This window comes from Flavobacterium shii (assembly GCF_025847235.1).
Taxonomy (GTDB): domain Bacteria; phylum Bacteroidota; class Bacteroidia; order Flavobacteriales; family Flavobacteriaceae; genus Flavobacterium; species Flavobacterium shii.
This window is the reverse complement of record NZ_JAOZEW010000017.1, coordinates 116,421-135,942: the sequence shown is the minus strand read 5'-3', so window position 1 is coordinate 135,942 and position 19,522 is coordinate 116,421. Positions and strand designations below refer to the sequence as shown.

The 19,522-nt window shown below is 33.0% G+C and carries 12 protein-coding genes; all 12 read left to right on the top strand.

The genetic code is table 11. The annotated features are described in order from the left end of the window. Nucleotides 1-48: 48 nt before the first annotated feature. Nucleotides 49-651: a lactate utilization protein gene (locus tag OIU83_RS16240; protein ID WP_264207310.1), complete on the top strand. Its 603-nt coding sequence runs from the start codon at nucleotides 49-51 to the stop codon at nucleotides 649-651. Between the two features lies 1 nt (nucleotide 652). After that, nucleotides 653-1,540, top strand: a complete 888-nt coding sequence (locus OIU83_RS16235) for a phosphatidate cytidylyltransferase (RefSeq protein WP_264207309.1) — start codon at nucleotides 653-655, stop codon at nucleotides 1,538-1,540. Continuing rightward, the gene (locus OIU83_RS16230; protein WP_264207308.1) at nucleotides 1,530-2,183 is read left to right on the top strand and encodes a phosphatidylserine decarboxylase family protein; all 654 of its coding nucleotides are present in this window, start codon (nucleotides 1,530-1,532) and stop codon (nucleotides 2,181-2,183) included. Before OIU83_RS16235 ends, OIU83_RS16230 begins: the two co-directional genes overlap by 11 nt. Further along, nucleotides 2,183-2,452, top strand: a complete 270-nt coding sequence (locus OIU83_RS16225) for an acyl-CoA-binding protein (RefSeq protein ID WP_264207307.1) — start codon at nucleotides 2,183-2,185, stop codon at nucleotides 2,450-2,452. Before OIU83_RS16230 ends, OIU83_RS16225 begins: the two co-directional genes overlap by 1 nt. A 7-nt stretch (nucleotides 2,453-2,459) precedes the next feature. Beyond that, on the top strand, nucleotides 2,460-3,248 hold the full coding sequence (locus OIU83_RS16220; RefSeq protein WP_319005358.1) for a superoxide dismutase: 789 nt from the start codon (nucleotides 2,460-2,462) through the stop codon (nucleotides 3,246-3,248). A 328-nt stretch (nucleotides 3,249-3,576) separates the two neighbouring features. Then, complete coding sequence (locus tag OIU83_RS16215) at nucleotides 3,577-7,791, top strand: hybrid sensor histidine kinase/response regulator transcription factor (protein ID WP_264207306.1); 4,215 nt, start codon at nucleotides 3,577-3,579, stop codon at nucleotides 7,789-7,791. A 202-nt stretch (nucleotides 7,792-7,993) separates the two neighbouring features. Then, entirely contained in the window at nucleotides 7,994-11,080 is a 3,087-nt protein-coding gene (locus OIU83_RS16210) for a SusC/RagA family TonB-linked outer membrane protein (RefSeq protein WP_264207305.1), read from the top strand. A 10-nt stretch (nucleotides 11,081-11,090) separates the two neighbouring features. Then, nucleotides 11,091-12,575 (top strand): RagB/SusD family nutrient uptake outer membrane protein, encoded by a 1,485-nt coding sequence (locus tag OIU83_RS16205; protein WP_264207304.1) that lies wholly within the window; start codon nucleotides 11,091-11,093, stop codon nucleotides 12,573-12,575. Between the two features lie 126 nt (nucleotides 12,576-12,701). Beyond that, nucleotides 12,702-15,158, top strand: a complete 2,457-nt coding sequence (locus OIU83_RS16200) for a hypothetical protein (protein WP_264207303.1) — start codon at nucleotides 12,702-12,704, stop codon at nucleotides 15,156-15,158. 28 nt (nucleotides 15,159-15,186) lie between these two features. Beyond that, nucleotides 15,187-16,245, top strand: a complete 1,059-nt coding sequence (locus OIU83_RS16195; protein ID WP_264207302.1) for a glycoside hydrolase family 130 protein — start codon at nucleotides 15,187-15,189, stop codon at nucleotides 16,243-16,245. Beyond that, complete coding sequence (locus tag OIU83_RS16190; protein ID WP_264207301.1) at nucleotides 16,245-17,531, top strand: MFS transporter; 1,287 nt, start codon at nucleotides 16,245-16,247, stop codon at nucleotides 17,529-17,531. Before OIU83_RS16195 ends, OIU83_RS16190 begins: the two co-directional genes overlap by 1 nt. 208 nt (nucleotides 17,532-17,739) lie before the next feature. Beyond that, nucleotides 17,740-19,458, top strand: coding sequence for a hypothetical protein (locus OIU83_RS16185; protein WP_264207300.1), 1,719 nt, complete (start codon nucleotides 17,740-17,742; stop codon nucleotides 19,456-19,458). The last annotated feature ends 64 nt before the right edge of the window (nucleotides 19,459-19,522 follow it).

Sequence of the window (19,522 nt, the reverse complement as noted above, 5' to 3'; positions counted from 1 at the left end):
TTTTATCTTTGAACGTTTTCAATTAACATGTAAAACATTTCAACAATAATGAGTTTTTTTAAAAAATTATTTGGCTCCAGCCATGACGCATCCGAAGAAGAGAATGAAAGTGAATATAGCAATTCATCTTCAGAGAATCCTCTTTCTATAGATGAGCAATTCATTTTCAATTTTAAGAAAAATGGAGGTAAGTTTTTATATTGCGAAAACACTTTGGAAGTAAATGAACAATTTGAAAACATTCTGGAAGAAAATGACTGGTTCGAAAGCGAAGCAGCATGTTATGAGCCTGCCCTATTTCATTTGCTTGAAGAAAATAAATTAATATACCAAAGTCCTGCCAATCCTAAATTTTTATTGGCAAGTTGCGAAAACTTGATTGCCGAAGAAGGATCTATTTTATTTTCATCAAAACAAATTAAACAAAACAAACCAAATGAGTTGCCAGTAAACATTGTTATTATTGCAACTACAAGCCAAATACTTACTGCAAAAAGTGATGGACTTAGTGCCATAAAACGCAAATACGAAAGAGATTACCCAACTAATATCACCACCATAAAATATTTCGAAAAAGCAAAAGAAGAAGATTTTACGCAATACGGAAGTGTTGCCAAGAATTTGTATTTATTGCTCTTAGAAGACCTTTAAGATGAATGAAACCCTCAAGAGAGCTCTATCTGGTGCCGTTTATATAGTACTATTACTAACCTCTATCCTATTTTCTACGGAAAGCTTTATTATACTTTTTGGTGTTTTTCTAATTATTGCAACTTATGAATTTTGTAATCTAGCACACATCAATAAAGTATTTTCCCTTTTATTTGTTTCTCTTTTTTACTCAGCTGTCAGTTTGATTAGCTTTTATAAAAATGAAACTGAAAATTACATCAATAAATTCTTAAAAGAGGATATTAAATTCACTCTTAATATAGATCAATTAAATACTGCATTGCTGGTAATTACATTGCTAATATCTGTAAAATGTATTGTATTTTTATTTGATGATACCCAAACAATAAGTAGAGTATCTAAATATCTATACTTATTAGGCTATATTACATTACCCTTTATTTTTATTACCAAAATATCATTTGGAATTAAAGATTATAATCCAAAAATCATCATTGGATTGTTTATTCTTATATGGACAAACGATACCTTTGCTTATCTCGTAGGAAAATCAATTGGAAAACATAAATTATTTGAACGTATTTCACCAAAAAAGACCATCGAAGGATTTCTTGGCGGAGTTGTTTTTGCGTGTTTTGCAGGTTTTTTAATTTCAAAATTATATATCAAGCCTAATCCTAATTTTAGTGATAAATCTATTTTAATATGGACCATTATTGCTTTAATAGTTGGGGTTTTCGGTACAATCGGTGATTTGATTGAATCAAAATTCAAAAGAATAGCTGGAGTTAAAGATAGCGGAACAATAATGCCTGGACATGGAGGTGTTTTAGATCGATTAGATAGTGTTATATTTGTAGCACCAATTGTATTTTTATTTTATCAAATTTTAAATTATGTTTCATAAAGAAGGAACCCAATCCATTTTATTTGGCACTATATTCGTTAGTGTTGTACTCTTATTAACTGATCAATTTATTAGTATCAATTGGCTTAAAATGTTAATTCAGATTAGTGCTTTATTATTATTGATTATAATATTGCAGTTTTTTAGAAATCCAAAAAGAACTGCCATTAGAGACATCAATCAAATCCTTGCTCCTGTTGATGGAAAAGTTGTTGTGATTGAAGAAGTTTATGAAGGAGAATATTTCAAAGACAAACGTCTTCAAATTTCGATTTTTATGTCTCCTATAAATGTACACGTAACTCGTTATGCATTGGACGGAATTGTAAAATTCAGCAAATATCATCCAGGTAAATTCTTGGTTGCATGGCATCCAAAAGCAAGTGAAGAAAATGAAAGAACTACTGTTGTAATCGAAAATAAAACTTTTGGAGAAGTTTTATACAGACAAATTGCCGGAGCATTAGCACGTCGAATTGTAAATTACGCACAGGAAGGAATGCAGGTAGTACAAGGTACAGATGCAGGTTTTATTAAATTTGGTTCTAGAGTAGATATATTTTTACCTTTGGGTACTCCAATTAATGTAGTATTAAACCAAACAGCAATTGGTGGTAAAACCGTAATTGCTACAAAAGCTTAATGACTGAAAAAGATTTAGATACACGATTTTTTGAGGCTGTAGAAATTGCTTCCAAAATGACGCAAGCCTCACTGCCACAAGATGTGCAATTGAGGCTGTATGCTTTTTATAAGCAAGCAACTTTTGGAACGGCAAAATACAGTCAATCGGAAAATTTTGATTTACGAAATGCTTTTAAAACAAATGCATGGATTCAAATTAGTCATTTAAGTATAGATGAAGCTAAAGAAAATTATATAGAAATCATTAATTCACTAATAACAAAATAGATATTTTATGAAAAAATATGGTATTCGATTTTCGTTTTTTATTTTGATTTCACTTACTATTCTTTCTTGTAACGACAATAAATTGACTGAAGTAGTTGAGGTTCCGTTACCATCAAAGGATGAAAAAATAATCATAGGAACTCCTGATGAGGTAAAAGCAAATCCAGGGGCTTTCCAACTCGATAAACTGCCATATGCTTATAATGCATTGGCGCCAAACATTCGATCTTTAACTCTGGAAACACATTACTCTAAGCATTATTTAACGTATACAAACAATTTAAATAAAGCTGTTGCCAATACAGATTATGCAAATATGACAATTGAGCAAGTTTTAGGAAAGCTAGATTTAAATGATGCTAAACTCCGTAATAATGCCGGAGGTTATTACAATCATTCTCTTTACTGGAAATGTATGACTCCAAAACCAGAGACTGAACAAGCTACAGATACTTTGGCTGGAGGTATAAATAAAGATTTTGGCTCTTATAATAATTTTAAAAATTTGTTTAAAGCCGAAGCCGCAAAACAATTTGGTTCCGGATGGGTTTGGTTAGTTGTTGATAAAGCAGGAAAACTTCAAATTACAACAACCGAAAATCAAGACAATCCATTAATGAAAAATGCATTAATTCCGGGAACTCCAATTTTGGCACTGGACTTATGGGAACATGCTTATTATTTGGATTATCAAAATAGAAAAAATAGTTATGTCGATGCTTTTTTTAATGTAATCAATTGGGAAAAGATAAACGAAAATTATAAAGCTGCCCTAACCAAGGTTAGAAAAGTTTGATACAAAAAGCTGATACAAAATGTATCAGCTTTTTTTTTGCTTCTGTATGCCAGACGCACAACTGTGCATCTCTACAACTATTTGCCTTTACATTGCCTAAAAATATCTGATAAAAATCACTTATTATCAATATGCTTTTCCATATCTTACACTCTGTATAATAGCGCTTTAATTTAAATTTCAACTTAAATTATATCACAAAATCATAGATGCGATGTAATTAAGAATAAAATAAAAGTTACACCACACTGCTCTGCATCTATACTGATGTTACCGAACTAGAACAATGATGCTATTGATTTTAAAATTTATTAAAAGAATTATCCCTTTGAAAACTAAGAACATATTTCGTTTTTTTATATTTATAACCCTGTTTGCTTGTAATAATAAAGAGAAAAATATTTCTTTTACTACTACAATAACCAATCAGTTTGATAAAACGGAGCAATCTAAAATTAATAATCCAGATTATAAATCGATTTGGGATTCTTCTAAATCATTGGATTTAAAATATTCATTGGAACAATTAGACAATACCAAAGGCTTATCTAATAGTTCTATTAATACAATATTTCAGGATTCCGAAAACTTACTATGGATTGGAACCTGGGACGGTCTAAATAGATATGATGGAAATAGCTTCGAAATTTTCAGACCTGAGTTAAATAATAAAAATAGCCTAACCAATCAAGTTATCCTTAAAATCGATGAGGATAATATGGGCCGAATTTGGATACTTACTATTCATGGAATAAATCGTTATGATAAAAAAACAGGTCTTTTTCAGCATTATTACTTTTCCAGAGAAAATATACCCCCATTATCTGAATCTGAATTTAACATGGCTCTGGATGCTTCCAAAAAAGTGTTTTGTGCAGTAAAAGACTGGGGAATTGGTTATTATGACGGTGATAATTTTCAATTATTGGATACCAATAAAATTTCTAAAAAAGCAGTAAAAAAAATGGAGTTCACTTTAAACGGTGAATTACTTCTTTTATTTGAAGATAATAAGCTCTACTCTTTATCTCTTAAAAACAACCAAAATAGCAAACCAGCCATCTCTAAAGTAACATTAATTTCGGATAATATTCGAACTTTTGGAATAGTTTCCAAAGAAAAAATATGTACTGTATCCATAACAGGAGATTGCAATCTATATTCTTTTGCAAATAAAGGGAACACATTACTTCCTAAAAAAGACATTGAAAACAGCATAGGAAATATTCCCGAAGGTCTTGTTGTTTCAAGTAAATCTGGGTGTTATATCATTGATCCCAATGGTACTATCATCAACCATGATTGGTTAAAATATCTAAACAATCAAAAAACAACAACATTAATTCGAGGAAATGAAAATATTCTTTGGGCAGGAACTGATGGTGATGGAATTATTAAGATGTACCCGCTCAAAAAATCATTTAACCTCATCTCCAAATCGCAAGTTCCAGAATTGGATGGCGCTATTGTAAGAACATTTTTAGAAGTAGACAAAAATTATTTTTGGGTTGGCACAAAAGGAAAGGGTCTGTTTCGGTTCTCCTCTGATTTTTATCTCAATCCTGAGAAACCTTTAGTATATAAAAATTTCAATGAAAATAATAGTGCTATAAATAATGCTGTGTTTGCTTTATGCAAAGGACAAAACGATCTGATTTTTATTGGCACCGATGGCGAAGGAATTACCGTTTTTGACTTGAAAAAATCAAAATTAATTAATTGGACAGATATTATAGGCAATAAAGACTGCAATTACTTTAAATCAATCTATTCGATTTATCAGGACGATGATGGTTTTATTTGGCTAGGAACCAATGGATACGGGATAATTCGTTGCAAGATTGTACGTTCTGGAGAAAAATTAATAATAACAGATTTCAAGAAATACCTTGCTGATAGTAACAAGAAAAATACTTTGAGCAGTAATATTGTTTTTTCTATAATTCCTAAGAATAAAAATCAACTTTGGATAGGAACCCGATTGGGAGGTCTAAATTTATTTGATAAAAAATCAGAGCATTTTAGTACTTATAAAAATAATGCCAATGATCTCAAAAGTCTGTCTAATAATGACATCTTATGTTTGCAAACTGATGCAAAAAACAGGCTTTGGATTGGTACTAGTTTTGGTCTTAACTTATTAGAAGACATAAAAAATAATGGAGAAGCTGTATTTAAAAGCTTTACAGTTGCAGATGGACTTCCTAATAATACGATTCACGGAATTGTTGCTGATAAAAAAAATAATCTTTGGTTAAGTACTAATTTTGGCTTGTCAAATTTTAATCTTAATAAGTTAAAACTTACTAATTATACAAGAAACGAAGGGCTTCAAAATAATGAATTTGCTGATGGGGCATTTTATCAAGAACAAAATTCTGAGTTTATATTTATGGGAGGAATAAAAGGTTTCAATTATTTTTTACCTCAAAAGATAAAAGAATCTAACATTATTCCTGATCTTTTTATTGATAAAATTAGCGGACAAAACCAAACCGTTCCTTATTATCAGGGATTAGTTATATCTCCAAATTCCAGTACTCACCCAGCAATTGTTTTAAATCATAATCAAAACTTTTTTGATATCGAGTTAACAGCTTTAACGTATATTAATACTGAGAAATGCCAATATGCTTATCAGTTAATGAATTTTGATAAAAGCTGGAATACGATTAATAACCGACGAATTATTTCTTTTACCAATGTTCCCAAAGGAAACTATTCTTTATGGATAAAATGGTCTAATAGTGATGGGGTTTGGAGTAAGCCGGTTCATGCTATTGATATTCGTGTTAAGCCTGTATTCTGGCAATCAAATCTTGCAATTATAATCTATTCTTTGCTGTTATTGGCTTTTGTGTTATTTGTTCTTAGTTATTATAAAAAACGGCAATCGTTGACCCAAAATATTCTTTTTAGACAAAGGGAGAAGGAGCTTCATGAAAACAGGCTTACTTTTTTTACAGATATTGCTCATGAATTTCAAACTCCTCTAACACTAATTGTTGGTCCTATTCAAAAACTTTCGGAAACTACTAACCTCAGCGAAAGAAATCAGAAATTCATACAGATGATTCAACGAAATTCATCCAGATTATTGTTTCTAACCCAACAATTACTTGAGTTTAGAAAAGCCGAATACAATTATCTTGAAGTAACAGTGAAAAAGTTTGATTTGGTAAATCTGGTGGAACAAATTGCGGAATTATTTGATGAATGGGCTTTAGATAAAAATATAGAGTATAACCTCAATATCCCTCCTACTTTATCTGGCTGGTTTGACAAGGATAAAATTGAAAAAATAGTATTTAATCTAATGTCTAATGCTTTTAAATATACTCCTGTAAATGGGAAAATAGATGTTAAGTTTCATATTCAGGATAAAGGGACCGAAAAATTAAATATAACTATTACAAATACAGGAAAAGGAATCCCAAAAGAAGAACTGGACTCTTTATTTAATCAATTTTTCCTAGCAGATTCTAGTAAAGAAGCAGATAACAATATGTTTAGAACAGGTATTGGTCTGGCTTATGTAAAAAAACTAGTTACTGTATTAAGGGGTGAAATACAGGTTACTAGTTCTTTAAACAAAGAAACAACCTTTACTATTCTACTTCCTTGCAACAAAAATAATTTTAGTGAAAAGGAATTAGATACGGCGGTAAGTCCGATTTTAATTTCGCATCATTTAAAGAATATTCTGGAAGAAAACCCAATTAGATCTGATGATACTCCAAATAAAGTTTTATCTCTGGAAGATCTTGCCGACAATCGAAAAGTAATACTAATAGTCGAGGATGAAAAAGACATCCACATGCTTCTTAACGAGTTATTAGGTGAGAAATATAAACTTATTACCGCCTATAATGGTCTGGAAGCCATAAAAATTATTGAAAATGTACTACCGGACATTATTATTAGTGATGTAATGATGCCTTTTATGGACGGTGTTGAACTTTGCAAGAAAATCAAAACCAATCTTAAAACCTGCCATATTCCTTTTATTATGCTTACCGCAAAAGACTCGGTTATACACCGAATTGAAGGAATAGAAAGTGGTGCTAATTCTTATATCCCTAAACCATTTTATCCTGATCATTTACTAGTAAGAATACAAAAGCTTTTAGAAGAAAAAGAACTGATTTCAAGATATTTTAAACAAGATACACTTGTAGAAAACCTATCTGATCTTCCTATAAATAATGAGGAAAAAGATTTTATAAAAAAGGTAATTGAGCTAATTCGTAATAATATCGATAATGAAAATCTTCAAAGTCTATTCATCGAAAAAGAATTAGGCATTAGCAACTCGCAATTATATCGAAAAACCAAACAACTTTTTGGTTTTTCACCAGGCGATTTAATCCGAACCATTAGATTAAAATATGCTGCAGAATTGTTACGTAAAAATAAATTAACAGTTTCTGAAGTCTGTTATCAATCTGGCTTTAATAACCGTTCTTATTTTTACCGTGAGTTTAAAAAACTATACGACTTAACTCCTAAAAATTACCAGCTTAAATACAAATTAAAGAGCTAAACAAACGATAAAACACTGATTAATAATGAATAAATCTCAGTGTACACTTTTGAAGAAATAGTGTACACGATTTCTTATACGCCTAAACTAATTTTATAAACGATAATTAATTCAAACGTTATCGTAAAACCACGAGCCATAATTAACATAGAAAAACCATGAAAAAAACCAAACAAATTAGTAATCCAATTAACACTTCTTTATGATGATGAAAAAATATATTTACAAATTGTTCTTACTGGGAATGATTTTATCAGGGAGCATTATGCATGCTCAAACTGTTAAAGGTGTAGTCTCGGATAATGATGGTCCGATACCACAAGTTAATATTAGCGTAAAAGGAACTTCTAATTATGCTACAACCGATTTTGATGGTAATTATTCCATTACAAATTTACCTCCAAATGCTATCTTAATCTTCAGTTATATTGGATACCAAACCCAAGAAGCTGCTGTGGCGGGTAAAAAAGATTTAAATATTACTTTATCAACAGATGTAAATACCTTGAATGAGGTTGTTATTGTAGGATATACAAGTGAAAAAAAATCGGCTATCACAAGTGCTGTCACTACTGTTGATATGAGTGAATTATCCAAAACAAAAGTTGCCGATTTAGGTCAGGCGCTACAAGGTCAGGTTGCAGGTGTATCTGTAAGTTCCAGTTCAGGACAACCTGGAGATGGGCTTGAGATCCGTATAAGAGGTGTAGGAACTCTTGGAAACAATGAAGTTCTTTATGTAGTGGATGGGGTTCCAACTCGTGATATAAACTTTTTAAATCAATCGGATGTTAAATCCATGACTGTATTAAAAGATGCTGCTGCAACAGCAATTTATGGTTCACGCGCCGCAGGTGGTGTAATCCTTATTACTACCAAAAACGGAATGAAAGGAAAATCGACTATCAATGTCGAATATTATACAGGATTAAATTATGCTACTAACCTTCCTAAGTTATTAAACTCAGATCAATACTTAACAGTTGTAGATCGTGCTTGGCATAATACTACTGGAAATGCTCCGGATGCTATAAGCCCTTATCAAGCTGCCAAAAATGCCGGATCTGTAAATGGAATACCATTGGCAAACACCGACTGGTTGAAAGAATTATTTACTACTGGACAAACAACTAATTTTCAACTTTCGGCAAGTGGCGGAAACGAAACTACACAGTATTTGATCTCTGGAGGATATTTTGCACAAAAAGGAATTATAGTAGGAAGCAATAACCAATATGAGCGTCTTAACTTTAGAGCTAATGTGAACTCCAATTTTTCTGAACGTTTAAAAGTAGGAACGAATATACAAATTACAAACAGTGTAAGAGATAAATTATCCTCGAGTGGTGATGACATGGGAGTAATTCGTTATGCGATGTTTCGTCCTTCTATTTTTGGAGTTTACAAAGATGTAAATGACCCAACCTACTCTGCTACAAACCCATATACCGATTTGCCTTTTTATGTGAGCAATGATAAGCTAACTGGATGGAGCCATAATTACGATACAGCCTATAACCCAATTGCGATAGCCAATCTTATAGACAACAAAATCAAAGCTTTTAGACTTTTTGGTAATGTATATGGAGAGTATAGTCTCTTAAGTGATAAATCATTGAAATTCAGAAGTAGTTTTGGAGCCGATATCACGTTTGCCCATGATAAAAAATTCAATTTAAATTTTGGAGATGACGATGGTGGAGATCCACTTTATCCAGGAATGGGAAGAATAAACAGACCTTCGGCTCTTAATGAAAGTATGGGACAGGACATGACTTTTACTTTTAGTAATACGTTAAACTATGTAAAAACGATTAACGAGAAACATACTATCAATGCTTTATTGGGTACAGAAAACATTATTAATAAAAGTGATAATATAGGAGGAACTAGAAATAATTATGATAATACTAGCGACCCTTTCCGTTATTTGGATTATGGGGGATTAAATGTAAATAATTATGCTAGTGGTACTGGGAGCAGTTGGGCTTTAGTTTCTTTCTTTGCTTCTGCTAACTACGGATATGACAATAAATACTACGCTACTGCAACAATTAGAGCTGATGGTTCTTCTCGTTTTGGACCAAATAATAAATGGGGATATTTCCCCTCGGTTTCTGGAGGTTGGGTTATATCCAAAGAAAAATTTATGGAAAAAGCCGATTGGATTTCAAACTTAAAGCTTAGAGCAAGTTGGGGACAATCTGGTAATCAGGAAATACCTAATAATACCTACCAAACACTTGTTTCACAAACAAATGACAATGTGAAAATTATCCGTTACGGAAATCCTGATATTAAGTGGGAAACCACAACTCAAACCGATTTTGGTTTGGATTTAAGTATCTTAAAAAATAAACTATCTATTACAACAGACTATTTTGATAAAAGAACCAAAGATATTCTATTAACAGTTGGTTTACCTGCAGTAACCGTAGGTGTTATTGAATCTACATTCGTTAATGCAGGAGTCATTAGCAATAAAGGATTTGAATTTGGAGCTAATTTTCAGAATAATGACCACGCGTTTAAATACGGAATCAGCGGAAATTTCACAACACTAACCAATAGAGTTGAAGCTCTACAGCAGTATATCAAAAATATTGATAATCTGCAATCGAACACCAGAACAACTGTTGGGCAACCAATAAACTCGTATTACGGTTATGTTTTTGAAGGTATTTATCAAAATACAGCAGAAATAAATTCTCAATTGTATAGCAATACAAATGGTAAATTACCTGGAGATATGAAGTTTAAAGATTTAAATGGAGATGGTAAAATCGATGCCAATGATAAAACTTTTATAGGAAACCCTATTCCAAAAATCAATTATGGTTTTGCTTTTAATGCTAGTTATAAAAACTTTGATGTATCACTACTTTTTCAAGGAGTAGAAGGAGTTGATCGTTACAATAATTCAAAACAAGTAACATCTTATAGTACCAAGATGCCTCTTAACTCTACAACAGCAATATTAGATGCCTGGAATGGGGAAGGAACTAGTAACACAATTCCTAGAGTATCTTTTAATCCCAATGGTGGAGAACAGATGTCTAGTGCTTTTATAGAAGATGCTTCCTATTTAAGATTAAAAAATGTTGAGATTGGATATACTTTTAATCCAGGAATAGTTGGAACTGCCAACCTGCGTATTTATATGTCTGGTCAAAATTTATTTACTGTTACCAAATATACTGGTCTTGATCCAGAGTCTACTTCTTTGATTGATATGGGAACTTATCCACAATCGAAATCATTTATTCTTGGATTAAAATTAAACCTATAAAAAAACGATCATGAAATATATACATATAGCAACACTATTAATAGGGCTTGCAACTTTTACAAGTTGTGATAACGAATTGACGATAGACCCTGTGGGTTTGGTAACAGATGACCAAATAAATGCTACTCCTACCCTTAATACGGTAGAAAAATCTGTTAGTTCCTCTTATTTAATGTTCTCCAACACATTAAATATAATGGGGGCATGGAACTGGGATGATGGGCTTGTTTCTAATAATGATATTATCCTGCAAGACATGGCATCTGATGACATGCAAAAAACATGGGTTTCTAATGCCGATCAGCCTTGGATGGACGATGTAGATAATTTTACATTCACATCCGAAAACGGCGGAGTTAATGGTGTATGGAAATACAATTATGAAGGAATAAAAAGGACCAATAGTGCGATTAATTTTCTAATAAATCCAGAAATTGAATCCATTACCGGAATCACTACGGAGAGAAAGAATCAGTTATTAGGAGAAGCTTATTTTTTACGTTCATTCTACTATTTTGCATTGGTTACTAATTTTGGAGATGTTTCTTTAATTCTAGCTCCCGTAAAAACCTATCAGGAGGCCTTTGATAAAGCGGTAAGAGCACCAAAAGCTGAGGTATGGAACCAAATAAGTACCGATTTAGCTTTAGCAAAAAGCTTACTTCCAAATTCAAAATTTAGTTCAGAAACCGAAAAATGGAGAGTATCCAAAGGAGCCGTAATAGCGCTCCAAGCAAAAGTTGCATTATATAACGAAAAATGGTCAGATGTGATTACCTCTGTAAATGAGCTGGAAGGACTTGGTTTTTATGGCTTAAATGCCAATTACTTTGATAATTTTAGCGTAGGAACAGAATACACAGATAATGAAGTTATCTTTTCTTTTGATCATCAAAGCAATGTTGTACCTGCGAGAGGAAATGGTCATTGTGCATTAGCTGGTTGGAATTTCTTTGCTCCCACTACCGATTTCTTAAATTCATTTGAACCTAATGATCCAAGAAAACTATATACTGTAAATGCCCCACAACAATGGGTAAATAAAATATTAGGAACTATTAATGGAGACAATAAAGGAAACGATCAATCTCCTAGCAATAAGGTTTTTATCCGTATGGCAGATGCGTTACTTTGGAAAGCCGAAGCCCTTAATGAAACTGGAGACTACAGTACTGCAATTGATTATATCAATAAAATAAGAATTAGAGCAAGAACCACTATAACTGCCGATGGAACTCCCGTGCCAGCAGGAACTCTACCCGACAGACCAGCATCATCAGATAAAGCAACTATTAAAAATTGGTTGATATCCGAGAGAAGAGCCGAACTTGGTTTTGAAAACCAAAGGATGGCCGACTTAAAAAGATGGGGAATTGCCAAACAAGTAATGAATGCAAGTGGGAAAAAATTTCAGGACAAAAACATATTATACCCAATACCGCAATCGGAGATTAATGCATCTGCAGGAACTTTAACTCAAAATCCCGGATATTAATTCATTCCTATAAAAACAGGTTTAAAAGCCTCATGCATTATGTATGAGGCTGTTTTTAAATTCTTGGAAATACTTCCAAAGAAATTATAGTCGTGAGAAAAAAATTAATCAATTCTATAAAATAAGATGAAAGAATACAATAAAGCTCTTTTTATGTTCCTGTTTTGTTTTGTAGGAACAATTTCATGGAGCCAAAACATAAATCTAAAAATAGCAGAAGATTCCGAAAATGAGTTTAATGTAGACATCTATAACGGTAATCAATTGTTGGTTCATAATACCGAAGAATTTTCTCTTAAAATGGCAAATTTTGATCTAAGCGAAAATGTAACAATAGAAGCCTGGAAAGGAGATAAATGGAAGGGAGATAAAAATCATATTGAATTAACAAGAGAAACTTACATCCCTGATTTTGATCTAAATCTATCTATAACCGTAACCTATCAAGTCGTTAATGGAAACATAGTTAAAAAAAGTATTGATTTGCTTCAAACAGGAATGCCTACCCTATATTTCACTATTGAAGAAAAGGCTAAACCAGCACAAAAACCTTCAAGATATGTAACTTTTGAACACGATAACTTCTCAGGAGGTTTCGCTCACGAAATGTTCCCAGCAGCAGGATTTGTAACTCCCGATAACCAATTGGTTGGATTCCTAATGGATGCAGGATATAAAAATCATTATACAAGAACTACTCGCCGTCGTTTTAATGGTCATGGTGGCGGTTTTGTCGGGATGCGAAAATTACCGGATCCTTCCCTAGTTGTTATTGCGACTGAAGAAGAAAGAGCCAAAAATCAGGACTACATTAAACAAACCTTTGGCGAAATGTACAATCTCGATGCAGGAAAAGAATTAAAATTAAAAATCAACAATCAATTTAAAAAAGTTGGAGAAGTTCAAGTTGAAAAGAAAGACAGTATATTTTCCCTAAACTTCAAAGAAAACAATCAGTCTGGATTTGAAATTACAACACCTTTTAAAAATCAAAAAATATATACTGTTTCTTTTCTTTCAAAGGGGACAACACCTGTTGCTGTTAAACTTTTTAGGATTAAAGATGGGAAAAAAACAATCGAATTAGAACATGGTATAAAGTATATTGATAAATTTCCTACTAGCGAAAAAGAATGGACACTTTTTAAAGGTAGTATTATGGTTCCTTACATTGAGAGTGATAGTGTATCACTGTTTATTGGTGCACAAAATGCCAAATACTGTGAACTTCAGGTCAAAGATTTGCAAATTGTCGAGCATCAACCTCAAAAAGAACCTTATAACAAAATGAATATGGGGGAAATAACTACAAAAACGACTTTTATTTTTGTAGAGCCCTGGAAAAATCATCACGATTTTGTGGTTTCTTCTCAAATACGTCTTGCAGAAGCTAAAGGTTTTAAGGGAACACCAATAGATAAAATGTTATATGCTAATTTTAATATGCTAACCTGGATTACGTCTATAGATGACTTTAGTCCATTCAATGTTCCTAATATGAACTATGCGCCAGATATGTATAATAGAGATTCTTTTTTCTCTATTATTTCAAGTTATAACAAAGAACTAAACCTTAGTATCTGGGACCAATGGGCAAAAACCCAAAACAAAAAAGGTGCTATAGCCACAATTATAACTCCTTATATGGGAACTATAGAAGCCAAAGATAATGAAGCAACTATCGAATGGCTTATCTGGGCAATGCTTAATAAAAGACGCTTTGGTATAGAGTTACCTGAAGATAAAATAAAAAAAGCCGTTGATTATGTCCTAAATGAATTTGATGAAGACAAGGATGGTATTTGTAAAGCTCATTTTTGCCTGAATCAAATCGATGTAAGAAGGTATGATCCTAAAACAGATAAACTGGCTGTAAACCAAGGGATGTTGGCAATTGCGCTACGAACAATAAAAGAATTAGGCTATCCTGTAACCGAGGAATATATCGAAAAAGCGGAAAAGGAATATCGAAATTTTTATGATACAAAAAGGAAACATCTCTTGTTTGACAAAGACTATCCGGATATTATATCATTAACCGATTTAGAACCAGAGTTCTTTTCTTTATGGTTGTTTAATAGACCTATCCTAACAGATGAAATGGTTACGAATCATTTGGACCAAGTACCAATACTCAATAAAGTTTCCAATTCTCCGCATCCGGAATATGGTACAACGGCACCTTTATGCATACGATTGACAAATGATAAAAAAGGCTATGCATATCTTAATACAAATTACCAGCCATTTGCAGAGTTTGGAGAATCCGATTATGTTGGCGGTGCACTAGACGGAATATATTACAATGGTGGTAGTTGGCTCCGTGCCGAATATAGCGCCTATGTAGTTGGAAAAAGACATGGTTGGAAAAAAGCTCAAAAACTTATGGAAAATCGCACTTGGGCCGAAATCAATTTAAATCCTGATTGGCCTTACAGCAAAGAATTCATTCCTACCAAATGGACAACTACCGATACTTGGTGGCCCTCTACAAGAGGATTATGCTGGAATGTTTTTCTATTAATGGCAGATGAAGTGGCAGGTACAAGAACGCCTCAAATGGATCCCGATTTTAAAAAATAAAAAGATTATAAATAAAAAAGATATAACCATGAAAGATATAGCAAAACGTTTTGCAGATAACCCACTATTATCACCTACAGATATTCCTGCAAGCAGAGAAGGATTAGAAATTACATGCCTATTAAATCCAGGCGTATTTCAATACGAAAATAAAACCTGGCTAGTAGTACGAGTAGCCGAAAGACCGAAGCAAAAAGACGGTATTATTTCTTTTCCAATATTAACAGAAACTGGCGCTATTAAGATCATAGAGATTCCAAAAGAAGATCCCGAATTAATAGCAACCGATGCAAGAGTAATTAATTATAAAGGAGTTGATTATCTAACGACACTATCGCACCTACGCCTATTGTGTAGCGAAGATGGACACAATTTTTATGAACCCGAAAATTACCCATCGTTAGTTGGAGAAGGCATGCTAGAAACTTTTGGGATAGAAGATTGCCGCGTTGCCTTAATCGAGGGAACCTATTACCTAACCTTTACTTCCGTTTCTGATAATGGTGTTGGAGTTGGTTTACGTACCACAACCGATTGGAAGAACTTCACAAAACATGGTATGATATTACCCGCACATAATAAGGATTGTGCCATTTTTGAAGAAAAAATAAACGGATTATTTTATGCCTTACATCGCCCAAGTAGTGTAGATATTGGTGGTAATTATATCTGGCTAGCTTCTTCTCCTGATGGTATACACTGGGGAAATCACCATTGTATTATTAAAACCAGAAAAGGACTTTGGGATAGTAAAAGAGTTGGTGCAGGCGCTGCTCCTATAAAAACAGATAAAGGTTGGTTAGAAATTTATCATGGAGCCAATGAAAATCACCAATATTGTTTAGGAGCTTTTTTAATGGATTTAAAAGATCCGTCGAAAGTGATCGCAAGAACCGAGCAACCAATTATGGTTCCTACTACAGAATATGAATTAAGTGGATTTTTTGGAAACGTAGTATTTACCAATGGTCATATTCTAGAACCAGATGGAGATACACTTACCATATATTACGGAGCTTCAGATGAATTTGTTTGTGGTGCTCAATTTTCGATTAAAGAGATTCTTTTACTTTTAAAAAATAACTAATGTTTAAAAAACTTATATCAGAAATTGACCATTTTAAAAGCCAAACCCATAATTTCCGTATACTGATTTTTACAAACTTAGTTTATGCACTGGTATTACCCGTAATCGATATTTTTGTCGCTGCATACATCATGAGGAATTCAAATGACACCTCTAAGGTTGTTATATATCAGTTGGCAATTTATACCGGAATTCCGCTTACATTCCTATTAAATGGATTCTTGTTGAAGCATTTCAACATAAGAAAACTATACTCAATTGGAATGATGCTTAGTGGTGTTTCCATGATTATCATGATGTCGCTAAAAACCTTGGATTTAACCGGAATTGGTGTTGCAGGAATTACTATGGGGCTTTCGTTTGGTTTGTATTGGTCTAATCGGGATTATCTTGCTTTGGCAATTACAAACGATGAAAATCGTAATTATTATTACGGACTAGAGACTTTTATCTATACTATTATCGCTATTGCAATACCCGCAACAATTGGTTGGTTTATTCAATCTAAAACTGGCGAAGACCAGAAACATCAAGCCTATGTAATAATTACTGGAATTGTTTTTCTTATTACGATTGTAGCTTCTATAGTATGCTACAGAGGTAAATTTGAAAATCCTGCTCAGAAAAAGTATATCTTTTTTAAGTTTCATCCTTTATGGTATAAACTATTATCACTGGCTACCTTCAAAGGTTTGGCACAAGGCTTTTTGGTAACAGCTCCTGCGATGCTTATTTTTAAAATATTAGGAGAAGAAGGCGCATTAGGACAAGCACAATCTATTGGAGCAATTTTGGCAGCCATAATCATTTATTTTATTGGGCGTTTCTCAAAACCATCCGATAGAATTAAAACCTTTTCTGTAGGGTTAATTTTATTTGCCTTGGGCGCGTGCATCAATGGGATATTATTTAATGAAACAGGTGTAATCATCTTTTTGTTACTATTACTTATCGCAAAACCTTTAATGGATTTAGCCTACTTCCCTATTCAGCTTAAAGTAATTGATATTGTATCTCGCATCGAAAAAAGAGGCGAATTTGCATATATCCTAAATCATGAAGCAGGTTTATATATTGGCAGACTTTTGGGTGCAGGAACATTCCTGATCTTATATTACGCTGTTTCCGAAGATTTTGCTTTAAGATATGCCATCGGAATTATTGCTTTACTGCAACTATGTTCTATTTTCATTAGCAAAAAAATCATTAAACAAGGAATTGAGCTTTCGCCAGAAGATATAACAGATCCAAAAGTTTTGGATGAAGTGGCAGTAAAACTACTTTAATACATTGTAAAATATCATTAAACACAAGAAACATAGAATAGTATGTATAAAAGAGGAACTCAAAAAGAAATACATTTCTTTCGCAAAGCTAACTCTGTGTATTTTTAAATAAGTGAAATGCCTTTTTTTGGAGATTACAAAAATCTATGTCCCTATGTGTTAAAATTAATTACGTTCAGCGGTTACCTAAAATTAAAATTCAATAACTATGAATACATTTATAAAAATTACAACTTCGTGTCTGTTAGTCATTAGTTTAAATGCAACAGCACAAGTAAAACAACAAAATATTCCTCGCGTAGACCAAATGCCAAATCTACCACAACCATTAAAAATCATCGATTATAAAAAACTAGCGTTAGATTTTGATAAAACGGTATATGACTTTAATGCCAAAGGCAAATATTGGCCAATGGTTTGGATGGATGACAGCCAAAAAAACTTCCCACAAACAGTTGTAGGATTATATACGGCTGTGGCCGATGTAAGACAAGGACCAGATCATAACAATGGTATGTTTCACGAAGCTTTGGCTACAATGGGGGCAACATTAGGCGCTACATTAGTTGGTATTGACAAAAACCAACCAAACCTTAATTATGTTGGAATGCTTAAAAACTATTTCAACAAAGAGACTAATTGGAATATTATGATGAATAATACCTGTCCAGAAGTAGCTTTATTAGGTGGAGGTTACGGTCGTGATTGGTGGTACGATGTATATCCTAACCTATTGTTCTTTGCCGTTTATGATAAATATCCTAATGAACCCGGTTTTACCGAAATTGCAAGAAGCATTGCTGATAAATTTTATGAGGCAGATGTAATCTTAAATGGGAACTACGATTACTCCTATTTTGATTATAACAAAATGACGCCAATGACAAACCACATCTGTACACAACCAGATGCAGCAGCAGGACATGCATGGGTTTTATACATGGCATATAAAAAGTTTGGAGACGCTAAGTATTTAAAAGGAGCAAAAAGTGCATTGGCAGCCTTACAATCGCAATCAAAAAATCCAACTTACGAAGTATTAATGCCGTTTGGAGCATATTTAGCCGCAAGGATCAATGCCGAGGAAGGTGCAAAATACGATACCAACAAAATGCTAGATTGGACATTCGACGGAACACCAATTTGCCGTGAAGGTTGGGGCGCATTAGTTGGTAACTGGAATGGTTACGATATATCAGGAACTTTTGGGAGTACAGTAGATCACGGTGGTTATGGCTTCTTGATGAATACCTATGATGCCGCTTGGCCATTAGTGCCAATGGTACGATACGACCAATCTTATGCTACCGCAATAGGAAAATGGATGTTGAATGCAGCCAATGCTTCTCGTTTTTTCTATCCGCAATATATACCAAAAGAACACCAGACAATTCCTGAACTTGCCGAAGTTACTAAAGGCGTAATTGGTTACGAAGGTATCATTAAGCAATCGAGTTATAAAGAATATGAAAACCTAAAAGGCCCTGTAGCACAAGGTGACGGTCCGCTTTGGGTACTTGGAGAAAATCCTAAAGAATCTCAATTTAGTGTATACGGAAGCGGACACGTAGGAATCTTTGGAAGCATTATTAGGGCAACCAATGTTACAGGAATATTGCAACTTGATTTATTAGCAACAGACTTTTTCAGCGATAAAGCCTATCCATCGTATTTATACTATAATCCATATACAGCAAATAAAACAGTAACTATAAAAACCGAAAAAGGTAAAAAAGTAGATTTATACAATACCGTTTCAGGAAATTTTGTAGCCCGAAATGTAACTTCGTCTGTCAAAATTAATATCAGCGCCTTGAGTTCTGCTGTAATTATTTGTGTGCCTTCTAATGGAAAAGTTACATATGAAGGGCAAAAGATGTTGGTTGATGGCATTGTCGTAGATTATAAGTTCCACCAAAAAAAATAGTTTATTTCTAAAATTCTCGAGCAAAGACGCAGAGTTGCTAAGTCAAGTTTTACAAGCTATTTTC